Raw genomic sequence first — 19,303 nt, forward strand, 5'->3', positions numbered from 1 at the left:
GATGTGTGTAAGATAGACACGATCGGCACATGTTCAATGCGTCATATGTGCGGCGAAAAAGGCATCTTCACCGCGTTCGAGCACTGCTTGCCAGTTTTGCGACCGACCGACAAGGGGGGCAGCGACCAGTTCCGCGCCCTGCCACACCGCCGGAGAGGACAATAGCACCCCCCGCGGCACCGCCAGATCGCGCCAATCCGCAAAGCTGCGCAAGGCATCTGCGCCCAAGGGCCGGATGATGGGCTGGTCCGAAGGGGATGACATGCCCGTGCAAGGCTTCATGCGCCAACGCCCATCCCAAAGCGCATCAGCGGGGCAACTGAGGGCCCGCACAGCCTGCAACTCTCTGAAGATCCACAGTTTATCATCTTTCAGGCGCAATTCGCAGCCCTGTACCGTCGCCGCCCCTGCCGCCTCAAGCGCTGCCATCACTTCGGCCAACGCGCTGCTGCGGGGGGCGTAGGGTGCCCCGTTGACCCAAGCGATGGCGTGCGTGACCAGACGGCGGCGGGTCTCTGTCGGGAGGTCGCGCAAACCCTGCCAGTCGATTGCCACCGCGCCGCACTCTATTGTGGCAAGGGCACGTGCAGCGGCGCACATCTGCACATCAAGCGCCCTACGGGCATCCGCAAGGTTACGCGAGACATCTGCAAGTGCCACAGAATCAACGCCCAAATCGGTTAATACGACAAGCGCCTTGCGGATGCGGACCCGCGCGTAACTGTCGTCCTCATTGCTCGGATCTTCGGCCCACGCGATCCCGCGCAGCCTGAGAAGCTGACGCAGATCATCCCGACGTGCGTCCAACAAGGGCCTGTGCCACCGCATTCCGTGGCGGTCAAAGACGGCAGGCATACCCGACAATCCGTCGACCCCTGCACGTCGCCCCAAACGCATCACGAATGTTTCGGCCTGATCGTCAGCGGTGTGGCCAATGCAAACGGCCCCGATACCATGCCCACGCGCCCAATCAGCAAGCAGCTGGTACCGAGCTTTGCGGGCTTCGTTCTGGAGGTTTCCGCTGCCGTCCCAATCTGACCACCGCAGTGTTTCATGGGAAACGCCAAGCGCGTGGCATTGATCGGCAACCATCGCGGCCTCTGCGGCGGCTTCGGGGCGCAGACGGTGATCGACGGTGGCCGCAAAAAGGGGAATGCCCCGCGGGGCGGCATAATCATTCAACAGATGCAAAAGCGCGATTGAATCGCCGCCCCCCGACACCGCCACACCAAGGGCGGCGGGCGGCGCGGGGTCAAAGCTGGCGGCGATCTTTTCCGCCAACCCGACAGTCATAAGATCACTGGCAGGCAAGCACGCTGCGTTCGGATTGGGCTTGGGCGACGAAGGGGCTCGTTGGGAAACGGGACGCGACTTCGCCAAGTGTGACACAGGCTTCTTGGGTTTGGCCCAGTGCCCCAAGGGAACTGCCAAGCTGGTACAGCGCCTCTGCCGCGACGGGGCCGTTGGGATCGGTGCTAAAGCTCGCAAGATAGGCCCGAGCAGCTTCGCGCGTGTCGCCTAACCCGTCCAAGGCATCGCCGCGCCGCAGATCGGCCTCGGGGCCTAGCGGCCCGCCTGGGTAGGTCTGATTAAAGGTCGCAAACTGGTCCGCGGCGGTGCGAAAGTCACCGTCAGCGAGCGCCGCCTTCGCCCGCTCAAAGTCTGTTTTTTCCCCGACAGCAAGTTCCGCGGTGTTGGTTGTGGTAGAGTTGGAGGTCAAAGGATCAACCGGTGCCGGTACTGGCGTGGCCGGTGCCATGGTCGCAGGCATCTCGCCCCCGCCAAGGGTAGAGGTCTGACCAAGGCTCCCGACGTCACCGCCTTCTAATTCGACGAGCCGGAATTCCAGATCACCGATCCGGTTGGTCCCATCTGTGACCACCCGGTTGATCTGGTTTTCCAGCTCTTCTGTTTTTGAGGTCAGGCGTTGCAGTTCGCTTTCCATTGCATTGACACGCTCAAGCACCGATCCACCAGTAACCGCAACGCTTGCGCTGCCACTAGTAGAGAGTTCCCGGCGCAGTTTTTGCACCTCGACGTTCAGCACTGTCAGTTCCTGACGCACATCCGCCAAAGTCTGCGCGTCCTGCGCTTGCGCCGTCACCGGCCCAAAGGCCAGTCCAAGCGCGACAATCAAAGCAAACCGCATATTAAATTCCTAACCTATCGTAGACAACTTAGCTGGTCAGACCGCCCGCAAGTACGGTCACGGCCCGACGGTTCTTGGCATAGCAGGCCTCGTTCGAACAAATCTCGATCGGGCGTTCCTTACCATAGCTTACAACGCGCAGACGGCTGGATGCGATCCCGCGAGAGAGCAAATATTCGCGTGCGGCATTGGCACGGCGAGCGCCAAGCGCAAGGTTGTATTCCCGTGTGCCCTGCTCGTCCGCGTGACCTTCGATCACGGCCTGGTAGTCGGTATTCGTGTTCAACCACGCGGCCTGACCGTCCAGCGTCGCCTGTCCTTCGGGGGTCAGGGTAGATTGGTCGATCAAGAACAAGACGCGGTCACCGATGGCTTGTTGGAAATAGGCGGTGGACGCCGGGTCGTTCACGCTGCCAGGAACGATACCCCCGTTGAGGCCCGCGCCGTTCGCGGCCCCGTTGTTCATGCCGTCCGCACCAAAGCGGTCAGGGTTGGTACAGGCCGAAACGGCCAGGGCTGCGATCAATAGAGTTGCGGTAAGAATGCGGTTCATGGACTGTGCCTTTTTGACGATAGCATTTGGTGTGTCTGTTGTGACGGTGGTACCATAGTGCCTTGGTATTGGGAAACACCAAGGCACTATGGCTCATTTTTACTTTTGAAGCGGCGACCAAGACGGATCGGAGCCGCCCTCTTGGGTGCGCACAGGCTTGAGGTTCCGGCCGGAGATATCGACCGAATACAGCGACGACGCTCCGCCTGCCCCTTGGGTTTCGCGCGCAAACATGATGACCCGTCCGTTTGGCGCCCATGTCGGGCCCTCATCCAGGAAGGAGGCGGTCAGCAGACGTTCCTCGGACCCGTCCAGACGCATCACACCGATGTGGAACCGGCCCTTGTTCTGCTTGGTAAAGGCCACCAGATCGCCGCGCGGCGACCAGACCGGCGTGCCATAACGCCCCTCGCCGAACGAGATCCGCGTCGCCTCGCCGCCTGACGCGGGCATGACGTAAAGCTGCTGCGACCCGGAACGATCGCTTTCGAACACAATCCGGCTGCCGTCGGGCGAATAGCTGGGTGCGGTTTCAATCGCGGGCGTATTGGTCAGACGGGTCGATTGGCCCGTGCCGATATCCATCGTAAAGATATCCGTGTTCCCACCTTGGGTCAGCGAATAGACGACGGTATTCCCGGACGGAGAGAACCGCGGCGCAAAGCTCATCGTGCCTTCGGCGCTTTCCAGAACGCGGCGCTGTACCGATCCGATGTCCAACACATAGATCCGCGGGAACCCACTTTCATAGCTGGTGTACAAAATACGATCCCCCGACGGCGAGAACCGCGGCGCAAGCACGATGGACGAGCTGTCGGTCAGATAGCGCACATTGGCCCCATCATAATCCATCACAGCCAGCCGTTTCGCGCGGTCATCCTTGGGGCCCGTTTCCGAGACATAGACGACGCGGCTGTCAAAATAGCCGCCCTCGCCAGTGATGCGCGAATAGACAGCGTCCGCCACCTTATGCGCCATCCGGCGCCAGCCATCGACTGTGCCCGCGAATTGCAGACCCGATCCCAGTTCGGCACCGGAAAACACATCGTACAGACGGAATTTCACGTTCAGCGTATTGCCCGACACGCTTACGGCACCGGTGATCAGCGCTTGCGCGTTGATCGCCTTCCAGTCGGCGTATTGGATCGGCGCGTTAAAATCGCTTACCGTCGAGATATAGGCGCTGGCCGGCACTTCGCGGAATAGACCGGAGCCAACAAGATCCTCGGACACGACACGCGCCAAATCGACAGCCATCTGCCCTGCGTCACCGCTTTCGGGCTGAAAGCTGGGCACGGCAAAGGGCAAGGGTTCGATGACACCTTCAGTAATCTCGATCCGCAAAGGTCCGTCCTGCGCCTGCGCAACCGAGGCAACACCGCCGATAAGCGCGAGACATATGCTCAGAATTCGTACAATCATTTGATGCGCATCCTTTCAGGATTAAAGGTCATCTCAATATTCTGCCATTGACCGAATTTTTCTACAGGAAGCTGGTAGCCGCGCGCACCACAGCGGATAATTGCCCGCCGTGCAGCTTCGAATGCCTGATCGGCGGCCCCCTGCGACCCGCCTGAACTGCTGGTCAGCTTGATCGAATTGGTCTGTGGCGTGCCATCCTGATTCATGGCGACGCTTACCACAACAGTAGTGCGCAATGCCTCCGAGGAAAGCGAACCGACGTTCCAACACGAAGAAACCGCCACGCGCAGCGATTCTTTCTCACCCGCAGACAAGGGCGGACCGGACGGGGCCGACGGCGCGGGCGGCGCATCAGGTGTACCCATAGCTTCCGCGAGCGCTGCCGCCACGGCGTCTTTATCCGTTGTCGGCTCAGGCTTGGGCTTGGGGGCCTCGGGCTTGGGCGTTTCCGGTTTTGGGGTCGCAGGCTTGGGCGTCTCGGGCTTCGGCGTCTCGACAGGTTTCTCGGCCACCTGCGGCGCGGGTGGGGTCGGGCGACGTGCAGGTGGGCGGGCCGATTGGTTTGGCGACGCTTTAGGTGCTTCCGCGGCTTCTGTCACGATCTGGGTCGTCGCCTCTTCGGGAGCGGTGGCTTCTTGTGCCTCTTCCACGACTTTCGCTGCCGGTGCGTCCGGTGTCGCCGCATCGCGCAAAACATCATCGGTGCGTGCCTCGGGGTCCGGCGTCTCTACGGGTTCAGGGGCCACACGTTCTACGGGGCGCGGTACTGCGACGGGGGCCTCTTCGGGTGCGAGAACGGCGACATCTGCCGGCGGCTCGGGCAGTTCCGGTGCCTGCTCGCTCACCTCTTCAGAGGGCGGCGGCGCGACGGGTTCCGGCACGGGCTCTGGTTCGGGCGCAGGCTCCGGCTCGGGTGCGGGCTCCGGCTCGGGTGCGGGCTCCGGCTCGGGTGCGGGCTCCGGCTCGGGTGCGGGCTCCGGCTCGGGTGCAGGTTCGGGTTCGGGTTCGGGTTCGGGCTTCGCTGCTGCCTCTGCCTGCGCAGACTGCGCTGCAGCGACCATCTCGTCATATTGCGCGGCCGAAATGACCGACACTTCCTGCATCTCCACAGGTTCGGTGCGCGAGGTAAAGATATTACCTAGCAACAGCCAGCCAATGAGCCCTAGGTGACCCGCGCCAGAGATGTAATGCCCCTTGTGCATACTTACCCGCCTGACGCGCCTGTGCCGTCCAACTTTGGCCCGCCGGTTTCAGTGACCAGACCAATGTTGCTAAAGCCACCTGCGTTCAACGCGCCCATGATTTCCATGATTGACGCATAAGGCACAGCCCCGTCAGCCCGCAGAAACACGCGGTCGCTGGCACGCTCTGCCGAAATGGCACGCAGCTTGGACACCAGATCATCGCGGCCGGTTTCGGTCTTCTGAATCTGCACAGACCCGTCAGCCAGAACGGTCACCGTCAAAGGCTCCTCCTGCTCCGAAGGCAGGGCCGTTGCCGCCGTCTTGGGCAGTTCAACCGGCACACCGACCGTCAACAAAGGGGCCGCGACCATAAAGATAATTAAGAGCACCAGCATCACGTCAACAAACGGCGTGATGTTAATCTCTGCCATCGGCTGCGCCCGACCGCGACGACGGCCACGGCCACCCCCGCCTTGCTTTTTCATCACCCCACCTGCCATGGCTCAGCTATCCAGCTGGCGGCTAAGGATGGTGGCAAATTCATCGGCAAAGGCTTCGTAGCCGCCCAGAATGCGGTCTGAATCCGCGCTCAGCTTGTTGTAGAAAATAACTGCCGGAATAGCTGCCAAAAGGCCAATCCCCGTGGCCAGCAACGCCTCGGCGATACCGGGGGCAACGACCACAAGGCTGGTATTTTGTTGTGCGGCGATCTCGATAAAGGAGTTCATGATCCCGAATACGGTCCCGAACAGACCGATGAACGGCGCAGTGGACCCTGTGGTTGCCAACACGGGCAAGCCTTTTTGCAGACGCTCTGCTTCTTTGGCGATGGCCACATCCATACTGCGGTCGATCCGCGCGGTGGCACCGGGGATCAGCCCGCCATCCTCGCGATGCGACCGACGCCATTCGGTCATACCGGCGGCGAAAATCTTTTCGGCGGCCCCATCGGGGTTCGAGCCGATTGTGTCATAAAGCCCATCCAAAGGCTCGCCCGACCAGAACGCCTGATCGAACCGTTCGGCTTCGGCTTTGGCATGGCGATACTGGATCATCTTCTGGACAATGATCGACCACGACCAGAAGGACGCAGCGATCAACATGATCATCACGAGTTTTACGGTAATTGTCGCGCGGAGAAATAGGCCCAAGAGCGAGAAATCAATCTCGCTCGCCGCCGCCAGCGTTTCTGCTTCCATCGGTCCTGCTCTTTTCGTTGCGCCCCTTAGGGGCTTCATCTGCCTCAACGGCCCTGTTTTCCAAGGCGCTATTTGGCACAAGCTTAGCCGAAGGCAATATCTATTGCTAGGATTATGGGGGCTATCCGCCGGCTAGACAGGGATTGAGCGAAGTTTCGCTGGCAATCGACAGGGTTTACCGGACGCCGCGATACAAACGATCGTGACCACCGCCCGAAACAGGACCACATCGCCGCGTTTGACCTCTTGCTGCATGACCATGCGTGCGGGCGTGATCGACGTGGGCCACGTCACGACATCCAGCATGTCATCAAAGACGGCGGGCTGGATATAGTCGCCTTCTACCCGTCGCACAGCAAAGACCACACCTTCGGCCTTCATCGCCAGCTGGTCGATGCCCATCTCGCGCACCCAATCGCTGCGCGCCCGTTCGATATAGCGCAGGTAGTTCGCGTAATAGACGATCCCCGCCATGTCGGTATCTTCATAGTAAACGCGGATGGACAGATGGTGGGTCACTGTGCGGCTCCGATCCGGGCGAACAGGCGCAATGCGTGCGACGGGTCCTGTGCCACAGCGGGCATCACAGGGTCATAGGCTGCGCGCAACAGCGCTGCGATCTCGGGCTTCAGGATCGTTGCCCCTTCGTGCAGCGCCAGCGCCGATGCCTCACGAAACGCGGCATCAGACCACAGCACAAACGATTGCACGATCTGCCCAAGCGCCAGGGCCTGCGCAGGCATCGCGCTTAGCTGGGTATCCATGCGCAGGAAAACGAAACAGGCCTTGATCGCCCCCGCCTCGTCAAACCGGAACAGACGGTATTGATTGGCACCCACCGCCTCCAGCTTTTGGACCAAGGGGGTAAGGTCGGGGACCAGCCGATCAAGATCGGGGACCTCTGTCAGCTCTGACCAATCCTTAAAGAAGAACATCATCAGATTGCTGCCGAGCTCCGGATCGGTTTCGGACATGCTATGCCCCGCCAGCTGGCATGTCGCCTCTATCGCGCTTTTGACCACGGTCAGCGTCGTATCATCAACGCCAAACACGACAGGCGCCAAGGGGCGGCCCCACCGGGCAAAGGCATAGGTGTCGTCACTTCGGGTAAACAGCGCTTCGATCTCTTGTGGTGTCATCTCAACTTCCAAATGGTCTTAAATCCTCGCCGAAGGCATCCCCGCCCTCAGCCAAACAAATCCGCCCGCGGCTTGGGCGGGGCCATCCCCAGATGCGTCCAGGCCTTCTGCGCCAGCATCCGGCCCCGCGGGGTCCGCTGGATCAGGCCTTGCTGTAGCAGAAAGGGCTCGATCACCTCTTCCAGCGCGTCGCGCGATTCAGACAGCGCTGCCGACATCGTCTCGATCCCGACCGGTCCGCCCTGATAATTTTCCGCGATCAGGCGCAAATAGCGGCGGTCCGCGCCGTCCAGCCCCAGCTGATCGACACCCAGACGCGTCAGCGCCATATCGGCCAGTGCGCGGGTCACGCGACCATCACCCTCGACGACAGCGAAATCCACAACGCGGCGCAGCAGCCGGCCCGCGATGCGCGGCGTGCCACGGGCGCGTTTGGCAATCTCGCGCGCGCCGCCCTCATCGGCGGGGGCCCCCAGCTTGCGGGCGTTGCGGTCCACGATGATGAACAACTCATCCTCGGTATAGAACTGCAAACGCGTGGGAATGCCAAAACGGTCGCGCAGCGGCGTGGTCAGCAGGCCCATGCGCGTTGTCGCGCCAACCAGCGTAAAGGGCTGCAATTCGATGCGCACCGTCCGCGCAGCGGGCCCTTCGCCGATCACGAGGTCCAGCTCGAAATCCTCAAGCGCGGGATAAAGCACTTCTTCCACGGCGGGGTTCAGGCGGTGAATTTCATCGATAAACAACACATCGCGGGCCTCGAGATTGGTCAGGATCGCTGCCAGATCGCCGGCCTTGGCCAGCACAGGCCCAGAGGTCATCCGAAAACCAACCCCCAGCTCGCGCGACATGATCTGCGCCAACGTCGTCTTGCCCAGACCGGGTGGGCCGTGGAACAGCGTGTGGTCCATCGCCTCGCCGCGCTGCTTGGCCGACTGAATGAACACCTTGAGGTTCGCCCGCGCCTCTGCCTGACCGACGAATTCATCCAGCATCTGCGGGCGGAGGGCGCGGTCACCATCACCGGGCAGCGGGTCCGGCCGCAAAGTTGGGTCACTGTCGATCATCAAATATCCAAGCAAAATTCATCAGGACGGTCACGCGCCTATGCGCATCCTACTCTCTCGGAGCAAGCAGTTTCAACGCCGCGCGGATCAACTGAGGGGTGTCGGCCTCGGGGTTCTCTCCGGCGGCTTGCGCCACCGCCCCTGCTGCATCCCCCGGCCCATAACCCAGATTGGCAAGCGCCGACAGCGCCTCTGACTGGGCGGACTGGTTGGGCGGGGCGACGGGGCGACGTTTGGGTGACGCCGGTTCGATCACCTCTGCCGCCTCTACCTCGCCATGCGCCTCTGCCAAAGTGCCGGTCATTGCCATCACGCCGGGGGCCTTGTCCTTGAGATCAAGCACCACACGCTGCGCGATCTTGGGGCCGACGCCTTTGGCCACTTTGACCGCGTTCCAGTCGCCAAGCGCAATTGCACGGCTGACCCCGTCTGGCCCAAGCGCGCCCAGAATAGCCAAGGACGCTTTCGCCCCCACCCCTTGAACAGAGGTCAGCAGCCGGTGCCATTCTTTTTCCACCAAGGTCTGAAAGCCGAAAAGCTGCATGAGGTCTTCGCGGACCACAAGATCGGTGAACAGGGCTACGACCTCGCCCACGCCGGGCAACGCGGCCATCGTCCGGTCCGAACAGTACACCAGATAGCCCACACCGCGCACATCAATCAGCAGATGGTCCGGCGCGCGGTAGTCGATGCGTCCTGTGATCTTGCCAATCATGCGCTTGCCCTCGCGACAGCGTACTGGCCCCACCATGATGCGCGTGACAGATCGCAATCGCTAATGCGTCCGCCGCGTCCGGTCCCGCGATTTCTGCCCCTGGAAGCTGCATGCGCACCATATGAAGCACCTGCCCCTTATCCGCGTGACCAACCCCAACGACTGTTTTCTTGACCGTGTTCGGCGCATATTCACCCACAGCCAGCCCCGCCTGTGCGGGCACCAACATCGCAATCCCCCGCGCCTGCCCCAGCTTGAGCGTCCCCGCGCCGTCTTTGTTCACAAACGTCTGTTCCACCGCGGCAGAGCCGGGACGGTAGGTCACCATGACGCGGGTCAACTGCGCGTGCAGCGACAGCAGGCGCGCGGCAAGCTCAACCCCTTCGGACTGGCAAATGCCATTTGCGACATGCGTAATCCGGCTTCCGGCGACGTCGATCACGCCCCAGCCCATATTGCGCAACCCCGGATCAATGCCGATTACCCGTATCATATGCCCATTATCCTCACGTATTTTATTTTTCCAAGGCAGTAGCACGAAACGCGAACATCCACCAAGGGTTTTGCACATCGCCACACAAAAGTCACAATTGAACCAGAAGCCGCGGTTTTGCGGCGGTTAGCGACGCTCGGATCGTCGAAAACGACCTACCTTCGCATCAGCGCAAATCCCTTATCTATAGGCGCGAAACCGCCAAATGCTGCTATGCAGCAAACGCAAGACACACATGCGCCGGTAGGTGTTGTGAAGTGTTTTTATTCTGCCTAATTGCACAGCGCACCGCCGGATAATCCGGCTTTCTTTATTCAAGGATGGCTCTCATGGCTGTTTACTATAATACCCCAACCACCTACGGCACCGCCGCTGCTGTAAATCGCTTTTTCGCGCGTCTTGGCGATGTTGCCGGCAACCTGACCAAATGGAACGATGCCCGCGTGACACGCAACGCTCTGTCCGCACTGTCCGACCGTGAGCTCGACGATATCGGTCTGGTCCGTGGTGACATCGAACGCGTCGCACTGAACCACTTTATCCGCTAAGGTTCGATGACTGATTGCGCCCAAGGGGCTGCCAACCCAAAGCACAAGCCACGCACATCTGAGTGATCTGCGTGGCTTCCTTTATTTTACGCCAGTGAAATACGGCGGTGCAGCTCACCGTCCCCCAGCGACCCTATCCGCGAAAGACCGGGCCCAGCTTACGCGCCAACGCTTGCGTCACCGGATCAGCCTGCAGAACCCACGCCCCCGCCTGTTCGACAATTGTGCCCTGCGCCAATGTCGTCAGACGCGCATCATAGGTCATGGGGCCGATGGCCGCCAAAACAAACCCTTTGAAGCAGACGAAAAGCAACACCAGCCCAACCAGCAGCTTGGTCGGCACCCGAAGGCCGCGCCGCGCCGGATGCGCGACCACCAGCCCGTCGGCGCGAATGGTGGTGTAATAGCCCTGAGCGAGCCTGACTTTCTTACTTTCTAAACTCTTTACGCGTGATCCAAATTGTTGACGAGCATCAACCATGGCAGCCTCTATTTGCTAAAGGCCCCCACCTTTCGCAGGATCACAATAAAGCAAGAATGTGTCAAATTCTCTGCATTTCGACCTTGTTCGTGGCGAAAAGTGACAAAGATTATGGCATTTTCTGGACAGTCAACGTGGTCCAGTCGCCAATCACCTCTCGATTGACCAGATTGATGCCGGATTGCGCATAAACCTCGACCACGTCGTCTGCCTGTTCGTTTAAAATGCCAGATAGAATCGCATAGCCCTCGGGGGCCAGCGCCTCGGCCATATCGGGGGCAAGCGCGACCAGCGGCCCCTTGAGGATATTTGCGAACACCAGATCGAATGGCGCGCGCGATGCCAGTTCGGGATGGTCAAACCCCGCCGCTTCGACGCAGATCAGACGGTCGGTCAGATTATTCGCGGCAGCGTTGGCGCGGGCCACGTCAACTGCGACCTCGTCAATATCGCTGGCCAACACCGGGTTCGGCCAGATGCGCGCCGCCGCCATCGCCAGAACCGCCGTGCCGCAGCCGATATCCGCCACGTTCTGCCCGACCATGCCGCCGTTCGCCAGACGGTCCAACGCACGCAGACAGCCCAACGTCGTGCCATGGTGCCCCGTCCCAAAGGCCATCGCCGCCTCGATCAACAGCGGCTCGCACCCTTCGGGCACCTTGTCAGCGTCATGGCTGCCATAGACAAAGAACCGCCCCGCCTCGACCGGCGACAGCTCGCGGCGCACATGCGCAACCCAATCGGTTTCAGGCAGTTCCGACACGACGAATTCCTTCGACCCCATGGAGGCCGCCAGAACCGCCAGCGCGGTTTCGTCCGGTGCCTCTTCGAAATAGCCGCCGACCTCCCACAGGCCCGATCCGTCTTCGATCTCGAACACGCCGACGCCGGTAGGTTCCGGCACCAGCCGCTCCATCGCTTCGCCCAAAGCATAGGCGGGCTTGCGTCCTTCGAGGGTCGTCAAAGCTGTGAATGTTGGCATGGGAAACTCCGTCAGGATCGCCGATATCGCCGCGCGACATCAGGCAGGGTCAATGAATGCTACTCGGCCGGGGCGGGCAGCGGATTGGAAAGAATCGTCTCGTTTCCCGGTACGGGATGACGCGGGATCATCAGCGATAACAACAGCGACACCAGCGCCATCCCCGCCGCGAGAAAGAAGACCGCCGCAGGCGACACCAGCCACAACAGGCCCAGCCCCACAGGCAGGAACACCGCCGCTATATGGTTGATGGTAAAGGCCACCGCCGCCGTAGGCGCGATATCGGCAGGGTCGGCGATCTTCTGGAAATAGGTCTTGAGCGCCAGCGCCAGCGCAAAGAACATGTGATCCAGCACATAAAGCGTCGCAGCCACCACCACGCCCCACCCCAGATAATAGACACCACCATAAGCCAGAAACACCATGATCAGCCCGATATATTCAAAGCTCAGCGTGCGGCGTTCCCCAAAGAACCCCACAGCCCGCCCCATCAGCGGGGCAAAAATCATATTGGCGATCAGGTTGATGAGATACAGCATGGTGATCTCGTGCACATCGAACCCGAACCGTTCGACCATCATGAAACCCGCAAAAACGACAAAGATCTGCCGCCGCGCGCCCGACATGAATTGCAGCGCATAATAAAGCCAGTACCGTTTGCGCAGCACCATCTTCTTGATCTGCGGTGTCGGGGCCTCGAACTGAGGATAGGCCACCAGCGCCACCAGCGCGAGCACCGCCGTCACGCCGCCGCCGATCAGATAGACGATGTTATAAGACAGCGACAACGTCTCCCACAGCCCCATGATCGCCAGATAGGCCACAAGCGTCGCCGCCGATCCCGCCGCCATCAGCCAGCCGATCATCCGCGGCGCATCCTCGATCTTCAGCCATTGTAGCTGCAACGACTGGTTTACCGTTTCGTAATAGTGAAACCCGATAGAGCTCAGCATCGTGATGGTCAGGATACCGCCCATCGACGGGAACCACGCGGTCAGCGCCGTCGCGACCCCCAGCAGCACCAGCGACACCAGCCCCAGAACCTGTTCGCGTACAAACAGGATGATCGCAATCACTCCGACCGCCAGAAAGCCCGGAATCTCGCGCACTGTATGCAGCAACCCGATGTCCGATCCGTCAAACGCCGCGACCTCGATCACAAAGTTATTCAGCAGCGCCGACCACGTATTGAACGCAATCGGCATGGCCAGCGCCATGAGGAACAGCAGCGCCACAGGACGTCGCCAGAACGGCTGATGCTTGGCATCTTCAAGGGTCACATATTGGGTCATGGGCATTTCCTTACCCCTGTTCCCACCCCTTGACGAGATCAAATCACCCAGCCCGGCCGGACGCCGGTGGCAACGGCAACTTCCAAATGGCCAGAAATCCTCGCCGAAGGCATTCTTGCCCATCGGGTAAGAGAGAGCCGCGCCTAGTAAAAGCTCTGCGGGTCAATATCGACAGCGATGCGCACGTCGTTCTTCAACCGCAACTGTGCGACCCATTTTGCCAGCGCCTCTTGCAAGGGGGCGGTCTTCTCGGCTTTGACCAGCAGCCGCACGCGGTGGCGCCCGCGCACCCGTGCGATCGGCGCGGGGGCCGGCCCATAGACCTGCGCCCCGACGGCACGCAGCGGCCCGTCCTGCCTTGCCAATTGGTTGCCAGCATCGAACAGCGCGGCGACATCCGGCCCGCTCAGGATAATCCCCGCCATCCGGCCATAGGGCGGCACGCCCGCGTGACGTCGCTCTCCGGCTTCGGCTTTCCAAAAGCCCTCTTCGTCGCCCACAAGAATAGCGCGGATCACGGGATGGTCAGGTTGAAACGTCTGCAGCAGCGCGGTGCCCGGGGCCTCTGCCCGTCCGGCACGCCCCGCGACCTGCCGCATCAGCTGATAGGTCCGTTCTGCCGCGCGCAGGTCCGACCCCATCAGGCCCAAATCGGCGTCGATCACCCCGACCAGCGTGAGGTTGGGAAAGTTGTGCCCCTTGGCGACCAACTGCGTGCCGATGATGATATCCGCCTCCCCGTCGGCAATCCCCGCGATCTCGGCCTTCAGCGCGCGGGCCGATCCGTACATATCCGAACTCAGCGTCGCGACCCGCGCCTCTGGCCAAAGCGCTGCGGCCTCTTCGCCCAACCGCTCCACCCCCGGACCAACTGCGGCCAGCTTGCCTTCAACTTCGCACGACGGGCAGGCCTCGGGCATGGGTTTGCTTTCGCCGCATTGGTGGCAAACGAGCCGTTTGAGATATCGGTGTTCGACCATACGTGCATCGCAATGGTCACAGCCTATTTGATGACCGCAGGCACGGCACAAGGTCACCGGCGCATAGCCGCGACGGTTGATAAACAGCATTGCCTGCTCGCCACGCTCAAGCCGCTTGTCGACTTCGGCGCGCAGACTGGGCGACACCCATTTGTCGCCCGGCAGAGCTTCGCTGCGCATATCAATCGCGCCCATCGTCGGCATCACCGCCGGACCAAAGCGTGACGTCAGCTCGACCCGCGTATATTTCCCAGCCTCTGCATTGGCCCAGCTTTCCAACGAAGGCGTAGCCGAGGCAAGCACCACTTGCGCCCCGCAGATCGACGCGCGCAGCACGGCCATGTCACGGGCGTTATACAGCACGCCCTCTTCTTGCTTGTACGAGGTGTCATGTTCCTCATCGACAACGATCAAGCCAAGGTTCTGAAACGGCAAAAACAGCGCCGATCGCGCGCCAATCACCACCTGAGCTTGGCCCTGCCCCACCATTTTCCAGATCCGGCGACGCTCTGTCGTTGTCGCCCCCGAATGCCACTCGGCAGGCTTCGCGCCAAACCGCGCCTGCACGCGGTGCAAGAACTGTTCGGTCAGCGCAATTTCCGGCAGCAGCACCAAGGCCTGCCTGCCGGACTTTAGCGCGGCGGCCACAGCCTCCAGATAGACTTCGGTTTTGCCCGATCCGGTGACACCGCGCAGCAACGTGGTGCCGTACTTCCCCGACGCCACACCCGCCGCCAACAGCACCGAGGCCGAGGCCTGATCGTCTGTCAGCTCTTTGCTGGGCAGGCTGGGGTCCATGCGCATAAACGGCAGATCGCGCGGGCTGTCCTGTTCAAGCACCGCGCCTTGGGTCACCAGCCCTTTGATCACGGACGCCGTCACCCCCGCCATCTCGGCCAGTTCCTTGAGCGTGAACGAAAGGTCGCCATATTCCGCCAATGTCTCGAGCACGCGACGACGCGCATCGGTCATGCGGTCGGGCTCCCCTTCTCCACGCCGGTAGATTTTGCGCATCGACGGCGGATCACCCAACCCCGGCGCGCGCGTCGCCAACCGCAACATCGCGGGCATGGGCGTCAGGGTATAAGCGGCAGCGCGTGTCAAAAAGCTGCGCAATTCTTCGCGCATGGGGGCGGCATCGAGCACACGGATCACAGACCGTATCTTGGACAGCTCGTAATCGCCCTGCCCAGCGCCCCAGACAACACCGATCACCTTGCGCGGGCCCAACGGGACCTCGACGAACGCACCCATATGGCAGCCGCCTTCGGGCGCTTTGTAATCCAGCGCACGGCCCAGTGGCTGGGTGGTCATCACGGCCACCAGCTCGTTTGCATGAAAAAATTCTGGCGGTTTCACCAAGTGCTCCGGGCCGGGGTTACGGGAATTAGGGTTCCAGCTTGTCGGATGATGCGCTAAAGCCCTAGGCGACAGACATAGCCATTCCTGCTGCCTATTCCAACCTGAAGGACGTAACATGAAATTCTTCGTAGATACCGCCGAAATCGATGCCATCGCCGAGCTGAACGATCTGGGCATGGTAGACGGGGTCACAACAAACCCGTCGCTGATCCTGAAATCCGGCCGCAACATTCTGGAAGTCACAAAAGAGATCTGTGATCTGGTCGACGGCCCCGTCTCTGCCGAAGTTGTCGCCACCAAAGCGGACGACATGATCGCCGAAGGCCGCAAGCTGGCCGAGATCGCTGAAAACATCGCCGTAAAGCTGCCCCTGACCTGGGACGGCCTGAAAGCGTGTAAAGTGCTTTCGGACGAGGGTAAGATGGTTAACGTCACGCTCTGCTTCTCGGCAAACCAAGCGTTGATCGCCGCCAAAGCCGGCGCGACATTCATCTCTCCGTTCATCGGGCGTCTGGATGATATCAACCTTGACGGTATGGACCTGATCCAGGACATCCGCACCATCTATGACAACTACGGCTTCGAGACCGAAATCCTTGCCGCGTCGATCCGCACCGTGAACCACGTGCTGGATGCCGCGCGTATCGGTGCCGACGTTATGACCGCCCCACCAGAAGTGATCAAGAAGCTGGCGTCGCACCCGCTGACAGACAAGGGTCTTGAGACCTTTATGGCAGACTGGGCAAAGACAGGTCAGAACATCCTCTGATCGCCTGATCAGGCCCAGACAAAGGGGTACGCGCCACACTTCTGCGCGTGCCCACCCCACCCCGCATGTCACGCGACAGTGCCACATGCGCCCCGGATCAAAGCCGCGCCAACGTTGCCTTGCCTCCGCCCCGCCGTTGCATCGCAAACGGGCGGTTTGACGCCGAAATACCACCCATATACCAAAAGAAAAAAGCAGATTTAGCCTGACGTGCATGCTATGTCAGTGCCAAATATAAAAAAGAGACCCGCATGAGCAGTAACCATAAAATCGAAGATTCCCTTCGGGAAGCGATTATTTCACAGCCCGACGTCATCCTTGACGACAACGACGTGATGCAGGCCCTGATCGCGGCGAATGAACGCGCGATGGGGGGCAACATCGTCGATCTGCGCGGCATCGCCATGGACCGCCTTGAGACCCGTCTGGACCGGCTTGAGGATACGCACCGCAATGTCATCGCCGCCGCCTATGAAAACCTTGCGGGGACCAACCAGATTCACCGTGCGATCCTGCGCATGCTTGACCCCGTTGATTTCGAACCCTTCCTCAAGGATCTTGGGGGCGAGGTTGCCGATATCCTGCGGGTCGATGCGGTGCGACTGGTGTTGGAATCTGCCGAGAATGACGACGATCCCGCGATCAAGCGCTTGGGCGACGTGCTCAACGTGGCGGAGCCGGGGTTCATCGACGACTATCTGTCAAACGGGCGCGGCGGCACGGTGCGTCAGGTTACCTTGCGCGGTGTCCAGCACAGCCCCGAACATATCTACGGCGGATCTGCCGACTGGATCCGGTCCGAAGCCTGCCTCAAGCTGAACTTTGGTGCGGGCCGTTTGCCGGGCCTGCTGATCCTCGGGTCGGAAGACCCCCATATGTTCAGCCCGCAACAAGGCACCGACCTGCTGGGGTTCTTCGCCGGTGTGTTCGAGCGGACAATGCGCCGCTGGCTGTCTTGAGCGGCGCAAACGCGATTCTGATCAGCCCCGCCGCGCGGGACGCCCTGCAAAACTGGCTGGACCATCAGCGCGCGCTCAAGGGCGCGGCTGAAAATACGATTACTGCCTATCGGGGAGATTTGATCGATTTCCTCGCTTTCATGACCCTGCACAAAGGCGACAGCCAAGGTCTGGGCGCACTGTCAAAGATCACCATCACAGACATGCGCGCCTGGATGGCGCAGACGCGCAGCGCCGATGTCGGACCGCGGTCGATGGCACGCAAACTGTCGGCGGTCAAAGCGTTCTACCGCTGGCTGGCAGAGCGTGAGGGGTTCGAGCCCACCGCCGTGCTGTCGACCAGATCACCGAAATTCCCCAAAAAGCTTCCGCGTCCGCTGGCAATTGATGCGGCGCAAGCGATGATCGACAGCGTTGAAATGCAATCGCGCCATGCGTGGGTGGCCGCGCGGGATGTGGCGGTGCTGACCCTGCTGTGGGGCTGCGGGCTGCGCATATCCGAGGCGCTTGGCCTCAAGGGTGCCGACGCGCCCCTGCCCAAGGTACTGCGCATCGTCGGCAAGGGGGGCAAGGAACGGGTGGTGCCTGTCCTGCCCGCGGCACGCGATGCGGTGGACGCCTATTTGCAGGTCTGCCCCTACGGTCGCGAACGCGATGCGCCGTTGTTTCGCGCGGTGCGTGGCGGCCCCTTGGCAGCGCGGGCGATATCGCAGGTCATGGCGGACGCACGGATGCAGCTTGGCCTGCCCGCCAGCGCCACACCCCATGCGCTGCGCCACAGCTTTGCTACACATCTGCTGGATGCGGGCGGCGATTTGCGTGCGATCCAAGAGCTATTGGGCCATGCGTCGCTGTCCACCACCCAAGCCTATACCGCCGTCGATACCGCGCGTCTGATGGATGTCTATAACCGCGCCCACCCCAAGGCGGGCGGCGGCAGTTAACGGTCCAGCTGCGTGACGAAATCCTGCGCCGCTTTGGTCGGGTCGGCCAGCCCCTGCGCCACACGGTCGCTCAGCTCGGTCAGCGCGGCCTTGGCCTTGGGCTTTTCCAACTGCGCCAACAACGCTTGTTTTACCGCCTGCTCAAACCAATAGCGCGCCTGCGTGGCACGGGCGTGTTGCCAGAACCCCTGGGCACGCCGCCAGTCTGTCAGCGTCGCTACCTCTGCCCACGCTTCGTCCAGCCCGTTTTCCTGTAACGCAGAGACCATCATCGCCTTGGGAAATCCCTTGGGATCTTGCGGCCGTTTGCGCAGCAAGCGCAGGGCGCCGGCATAGTCGGCACAGGTGCGCGACGCGGCGGGTTTCAGGTCCCCATCGGCTTTGTTGATCACGATGATATCCGCCATCTCCATGATGCCGCGCTTGACACCTTGCAGTTCGTCCCCGCCTGCGGGGGCCAGCAACAGCAAGAACACATCTGACATTTCGGCCACCACGGTCTCGGACTGTCCGACACCGACCGTTTCGATCAGTACCACGTCAAAGCCAGCCGCCTCGCACAGGGTCACCGCCTCGCGGGTGCGGCGGGCAACGCCGCCCAAATGGGTCTGGCTGGGCGACGGACGGATAAACGCATCACGTTCGCGCGCCAGCAAATCCATGCGCGTCTTATCCCCCAGTATCGACCCGCCGGACCGCGAAGAAGACGGGTCGATCGCCAGCACAGCCACCTTAAGCCCGCGGCGGATCAGCATCATCCCAAAGCTTTCGATAAACGTGGATTTCCCAACCCCCGGTGTGCCCGAAAGACCAATCCGCAGCGCCTCGCGTCCTTTTGGCAGAGCTGCGAGCAGTTCCGTTGCCTGTGCGCGGTGATCCTCACGCCCGGATTCGACCAGCGTGATCCCCCGTGCCAACGCACGGCGTTCGCCTGCTTCAATGCCCTTGGCCAAATCATCGATGTTCATAGGTTCTGCCCCCTCGCGCCTCTTGCCCCATGTTTTCAATCCCACAGGCGCAAATGTCCAGACCGCAGGCCGGCCCTTGGCCCCGCCGCGGCTTTCG

Annotated in this window: 21 protein-coding genes; 4 read left to right on the forward strand and 17 right to left on the reverse strand. The window is 61.4% G+C overall.

Annotation, left to right across the window (positions count from 1 at the left end; translation table 11 throughout):
- Window positions 1-33 precede the first annotated feature (33 nt).
- The 12 genes from tilS to ruvC form a co-directional block, all read right to left on the reverse strand.
- Window positions 34-1,293: a tRNA lysidine(34) synthetase TilS gene (gene tilS, locus E5180_RS09745; RefSeq protein ID WP_138924209.1), complete on the reverse strand. Its 1,260-nt coding sequence runs from the start codon at window positions 1,291-1,293 to the stop codon at window positions 34-36.
- Window positions 1,294-1,297: 4 nt separating this feature from the next.
- Window positions 1,298-2,149, reverse strand: coding sequence for a tol-pal system protein YbgF (gene ybgF, locus E5180_RS09750; RefSeq protein WP_138924210.1), 852 nt, complete (start codon window positions 2,147-2,149; stop codon window positions 1,298-1,300).
- 28 nt (window positions 2,150-2,177) lie between these two features.
- Window positions 2,178-2,702 (reverse strand): peptidoglycan-associated lipoprotein Pal, encoded by a 525-nt coding sequence (pal, locus tag E5180_RS09755; RefSeq protein ID WP_138924211.1) that lies wholly within the window; start codon window positions 2,700-2,702, stop codon window positions 2,178-2,180.
- Between the two features lie 99 nt (window positions 2,703-2,801).
- On the reverse strand, window positions 2,802-4,124 hold the full coding sequence (tolB, locus tag E5180_RS09760) for a Tol-Pal system beta propeller repeat protein TolB (RefSeq protein ID WP_093733384.1): 1,323 nt from the start codon (window positions 4,122-4,124) through the stop codon (window positions 2,802-2,804).
- Window positions 4,121-5,326, reverse strand: coding sequence for an energy transducer TonB (locus E5180_RS09765; protein ID WP_138924212.1), 1,206 nt, complete (start codon window positions 5,324-5,326; stop codon window positions 4,121-4,123). Before E5180_RS09765 ends, tolB begins: the two co-directional genes overlap by 4 nt.
- Window positions 5,327-5,328: 2 nt before the next feature.
- The gene (tolR, locus tag E5180_RS09770; protein WP_138924213.1) at window positions 5,329-5,808 is read right to left on the reverse strand and encodes a protein TolR; all 480 of its coding nucleotides are present in this window, start codon (window positions 5,806-5,808) and stop codon (window positions 5,329-5,331) included.
- A 3-nt stretch (window positions 5,809-5,811) separates the two neighbouring features.
- Window positions 5,812-6,507 (reverse strand): protein TolQ, encoded by a 696-nt coding sequence (gene tolQ / locus E5180_RS09775; RefSeq protein WP_093733387.1) that lies wholly within the window; start codon window positions 6,505-6,507, stop codon window positions 5,812-5,814.
- Between the two features lie 132 nt (window positions 6,508-6,639).
- Window positions 6,640-7,026, reverse strand: coding sequence for a tol-pal system-associated acyl-CoA thioesterase (gene ybgC / locus E5180_RS09780; RefSeq protein WP_138924214.1), 387 nt, complete (start codon window positions 7,024-7,026; stop codon window positions 6,640-6,642).
- Window positions 7,023-7,646 carry a hypothetical protein gene (locus E5180_RS09785; RefSeq protein WP_138924215.1) on the reverse strand — a complete coding sequence of 208 codons (624 nt, stop codon included), beginning with the start codon at window positions 7,644-7,646 and terminating at the stop codon, window positions 7,023-7,025. Before E5180_RS09785 ends, ybgC begins: the two co-directional genes overlap by 4 nt.
- Window positions 7,647-7,693: 47 nt before the next feature.
- Window positions 7,694-8,713, reverse strand: coding sequence for a Holliday junction branch migration DNA helicase RuvB (gene ruvB, locus E5180_RS09790; protein WP_138924216.1), 1,020 nt, complete (start codon window positions 8,711-8,713; stop codon window positions 7,694-7,696).
- 49 nt (window positions 8,714-8,762) lie between these two features.
- Window positions 8,763-9,428 carry a Holliday junction branch migration protein RuvA gene (gene ruvA, locus E5180_RS09795; protein ID WP_138924217.1) on the reverse strand — a complete coding sequence of 222 codons (666 nt, stop codon included), beginning with the start codon at window positions 9,426-9,428 and terminating at the stop codon, window positions 8,763-8,765.
- A complete protein-coding gene (gene ruvC, locus E5180_RS09800) occupies window positions 9,370-9,921 on the reverse strand; it encodes a crossover junction endodeoxyribonuclease RuvC (RefSeq protein WP_254700452.1) in 552 nt (183 codons plus the stop codon). The genes ruvA and ruvC overlap by 59 nt, the downstream gene beginning before the upstream one ends.
- 329 nt (window positions 9,922-10,250) lie before the next feature.
- Between ruvC and E5180_RS09805 the strand changes: the two genes are divergently transcribed.
- Complete coding sequence (locus E5180_RS09805; protein ID WP_093733392.1) at window positions 10,251-10,469, forward strand: DUF1127 domain-containing protein; 219 nt, start codon at window positions 10,251-10,253, stop codon at window positions 10,467-10,469.
- Between the two features lie 133 nt (window positions 10,470-10,602).
- On the opposite strand, the gene E5180_RS09810 is transcribed toward E5180_RS09805, so the two are convergent.
- The 4 genes from E5180_RS09810 to E5180_RS09825 form a co-directional block, all read right to left on the reverse strand.
- A complete protein-coding gene (locus E5180_RS09810) occupies window positions 10,603-10,950 on the reverse strand; it encodes a hypothetical protein (RefSeq protein ID WP_138924218.1) in 348 nt (115 codons plus the stop codon).
- A gap of 109 nt (window positions 10,951-11,059) precedes the next feature.
- Window positions 11,060-11,932: a 50S ribosomal protein L11 methyltransferase gene (locus E5180_RS09815; protein WP_138924219.1), complete on the reverse strand. Its 873-nt coding sequence runs from the start codon at window positions 11,930-11,932 to the stop codon at window positions 11,060-11,062.
- A 59-nt stretch (window positions 11,933-11,991) separates the two neighbouring features.
- A complete protein-coding gene (locus E5180_RS09820) occupies window positions 11,992-13,224 on the reverse strand; it encodes an MFS transporter (protein WP_138924220.1) in 1,233 nt (410 codons plus the stop codon).
- A 143-nt stretch (window positions 13,225-13,367) separates the two neighbouring features.
- Window positions 13,368-15,563 (reverse strand): primosomal protein N', encoded by a 2,196-nt coding sequence (locus E5180_RS09825; protein WP_138924221.1) that lies wholly within the window; start codon window positions 15,561-15,563, stop codon window positions 13,368-13,370.
- Window positions 15,564-15,681: 118 nt separating this feature from the next.
- Between E5180_RS09825 and fsa the strand changes: the two genes are divergently transcribed.
- From fsa to E5180_RS09840, 3 genes are all read left to right on the forward strand, one after another.
- Complete coding sequence (gene fsa / locus E5180_RS09830; RefSeq protein WP_138924222.1) at window positions 15,682-16,335, forward strand: fructose-6-phosphate aldolase; 654 nt, start codon at window positions 15,682-15,684, stop codon at window positions 16,333-16,335.
- A gap of 251 nt (window positions 16,336-16,586) precedes the next feature.
- Complete coding sequence (locus tag E5180_RS09835; protein ID WP_138924223.1) at window positions 16,587-17,294, forward strand: DUF484 family protein; 708 nt, start codon at window positions 16,587-16,589, stop codon at window positions 17,292-17,294.
- The gene (locus E5180_RS09840) at window positions 17,291-18,238 is read left to right on the forward strand and encodes a tyrosine recombinase XerC (RefSeq protein ID WP_138924224.1); all 948 of its coding nucleotides are present in this window, start codon (window positions 17,291-17,293) and stop codon (window positions 18,236-18,238) included. Before E5180_RS09835 ends, E5180_RS09840 begins: the two co-directional genes overlap by 4 nt.
- On the opposite strand, the gene meaB is transcribed toward E5180_RS09840, so the two are convergent.
- Window positions 18,235-19,206 (reverse strand): methylmalonyl Co-A mutase-associated GTPase MeaB, encoded by a 972-nt coding sequence (gene meaB, locus E5180_RS09845; protein WP_138924225.1) that lies wholly within the window; start codon window positions 19,204-19,206, stop codon window positions 18,235-18,237. The genes E5180_RS09840 and meaB overlap by 4 nt on opposite strands.
- Window positions 19,207-19,303: the final 97 nt, after the last annotated feature.

This window comes from Sulfitobacter sp. BSw21498, from assembly GCF_006064855.1.
Classification (GTDB): domain Bacteria; phylum Pseudomonadota; class Alphaproteobacteria; order Rhodobacterales; family Rhodobacteraceae; genus Sulfitobacter.

Excerpts from the sequence above, each read along its gene's own strand:
- tilS (WP_138924209.1), bottom strand. The coding sequence starts at position 1,293 with ATGACTGTCGGGTTGGCGGAAAAGATCGCCGCCAGCTTTGACCCCGCG.
- ybgF (WP_138924210.1), bottom strand. The coding sequence starts at position 2,149 with ATGCGGTTTGCTTTGATTGTCGCGCTTGGACTGGCCTTTGGGCCGGTG.
- pal (WP_138924211.1), bottom strand. The coding sequence starts at position 2,702 with ATGAACCGCATTCTTACCGCAACTCTATTGATCGCAGCCCTGGCCGTT.
- tolB (WP_093733384.1), bottom strand. The coding sequence starts at position 4,124 with ATGATTGTACGAATTCTGAGCATATGTCTCGCGCTTATCGGCGGTGTT.
- E5180_RS09765 (WP_138924212.1), bottom strand. The coding sequence starts at position 5,326 with ATGCACAAGGGGCATTACATCTCTGGCGCGGGTCACCTAGGGCTCATT.
- tolR (WP_138924213.1), bottom strand. The coding sequence starts at position 5,808 with ATGGCAGGTGGGGTGATGAAAAAGCAAGGCGGGGGTGGCCGTGGCCGT.
- tolQ (WP_093733387.1), bottom strand. The coding sequence starts at position 6,507 with ATGGAAGCAGAAACGCTGGCGGCGGCGAGCGAGATTGATTTCTCGCTC.
- E5180_RS09785 (WP_138924215.1), bottom strand. The coding sequence starts at position 7,646 with ATGACACCACAAGAGATCGAAGCGCTGTTTACCCGAAGTGACGACACC.
- ruvB (WP_138924216.1), bottom strand. The coding sequence starts at position 8,713 with ATGATCGACAGTGACCCAACTTTGCGGCCGGACCCGCTGCCCGGTGAT.
- ruvA (WP_138924217.1), bottom strand. The coding sequence starts at position 9,428 with ATGATTGGCAAGATCACAGGACGCATCGACTACCGCGCGCCGGACCAT.
- ruvC (WP_254700452.1), bottom strand. The coding sequence starts at position 9,921 with ATGATACGGGTAATCGGCATTGATCCGGGGTTGCGCAATATGGGCTGG.
- E5180_RS09805 (WP_093733392.1), top strand. The coding sequence starts at position 10,251 with ATGGCTGTTTACTATAATACCCCAACCACCTACGGCACCGCCGCTGCT.
- E5180_RS09810 (WP_138924218.1), bottom strand. The coding sequence starts at position 10,950 with ATGGTTGATGCTCGTCAACAATTTGGATCACGCGTAAAGAGTTTAGAA.
- E5180_RS09815 (WP_138924219.1), bottom strand. The coding sequence starts at position 11,932 with ATGCCAACATTCACAGCTTTGACGACCCTCGAAGGACGCAAGCCCGCC.
- E5180_RS09820 (WP_138924220.1), bottom strand. The coding sequence starts at position 13,224 with ATGACCCAATATGTGACCCTTGAAGATGCCAAGCATCAGCCGTTCTGG.
- fsa (WP_138924222.1), top strand. The coding sequence starts at position 15,682 with ATGAAATTCTTCGTAGATACCGCCGAAATCGATGCCATCGCCGAGCTG.
- E5180_RS09835 (WP_138924223.1), top strand. The coding sequence starts at position 16,587 with ATGAGCAGTAACCATAAAATCGAAGATTCCCTTCGGGAAGCGATTATT.
- meaB (WP_138924225.1), bottom strand. The coding sequence starts at position 19,206 with ATGAACATCGATGATTTGGCCAAGGGCATTGAAGCAGGCGAACGCCGT.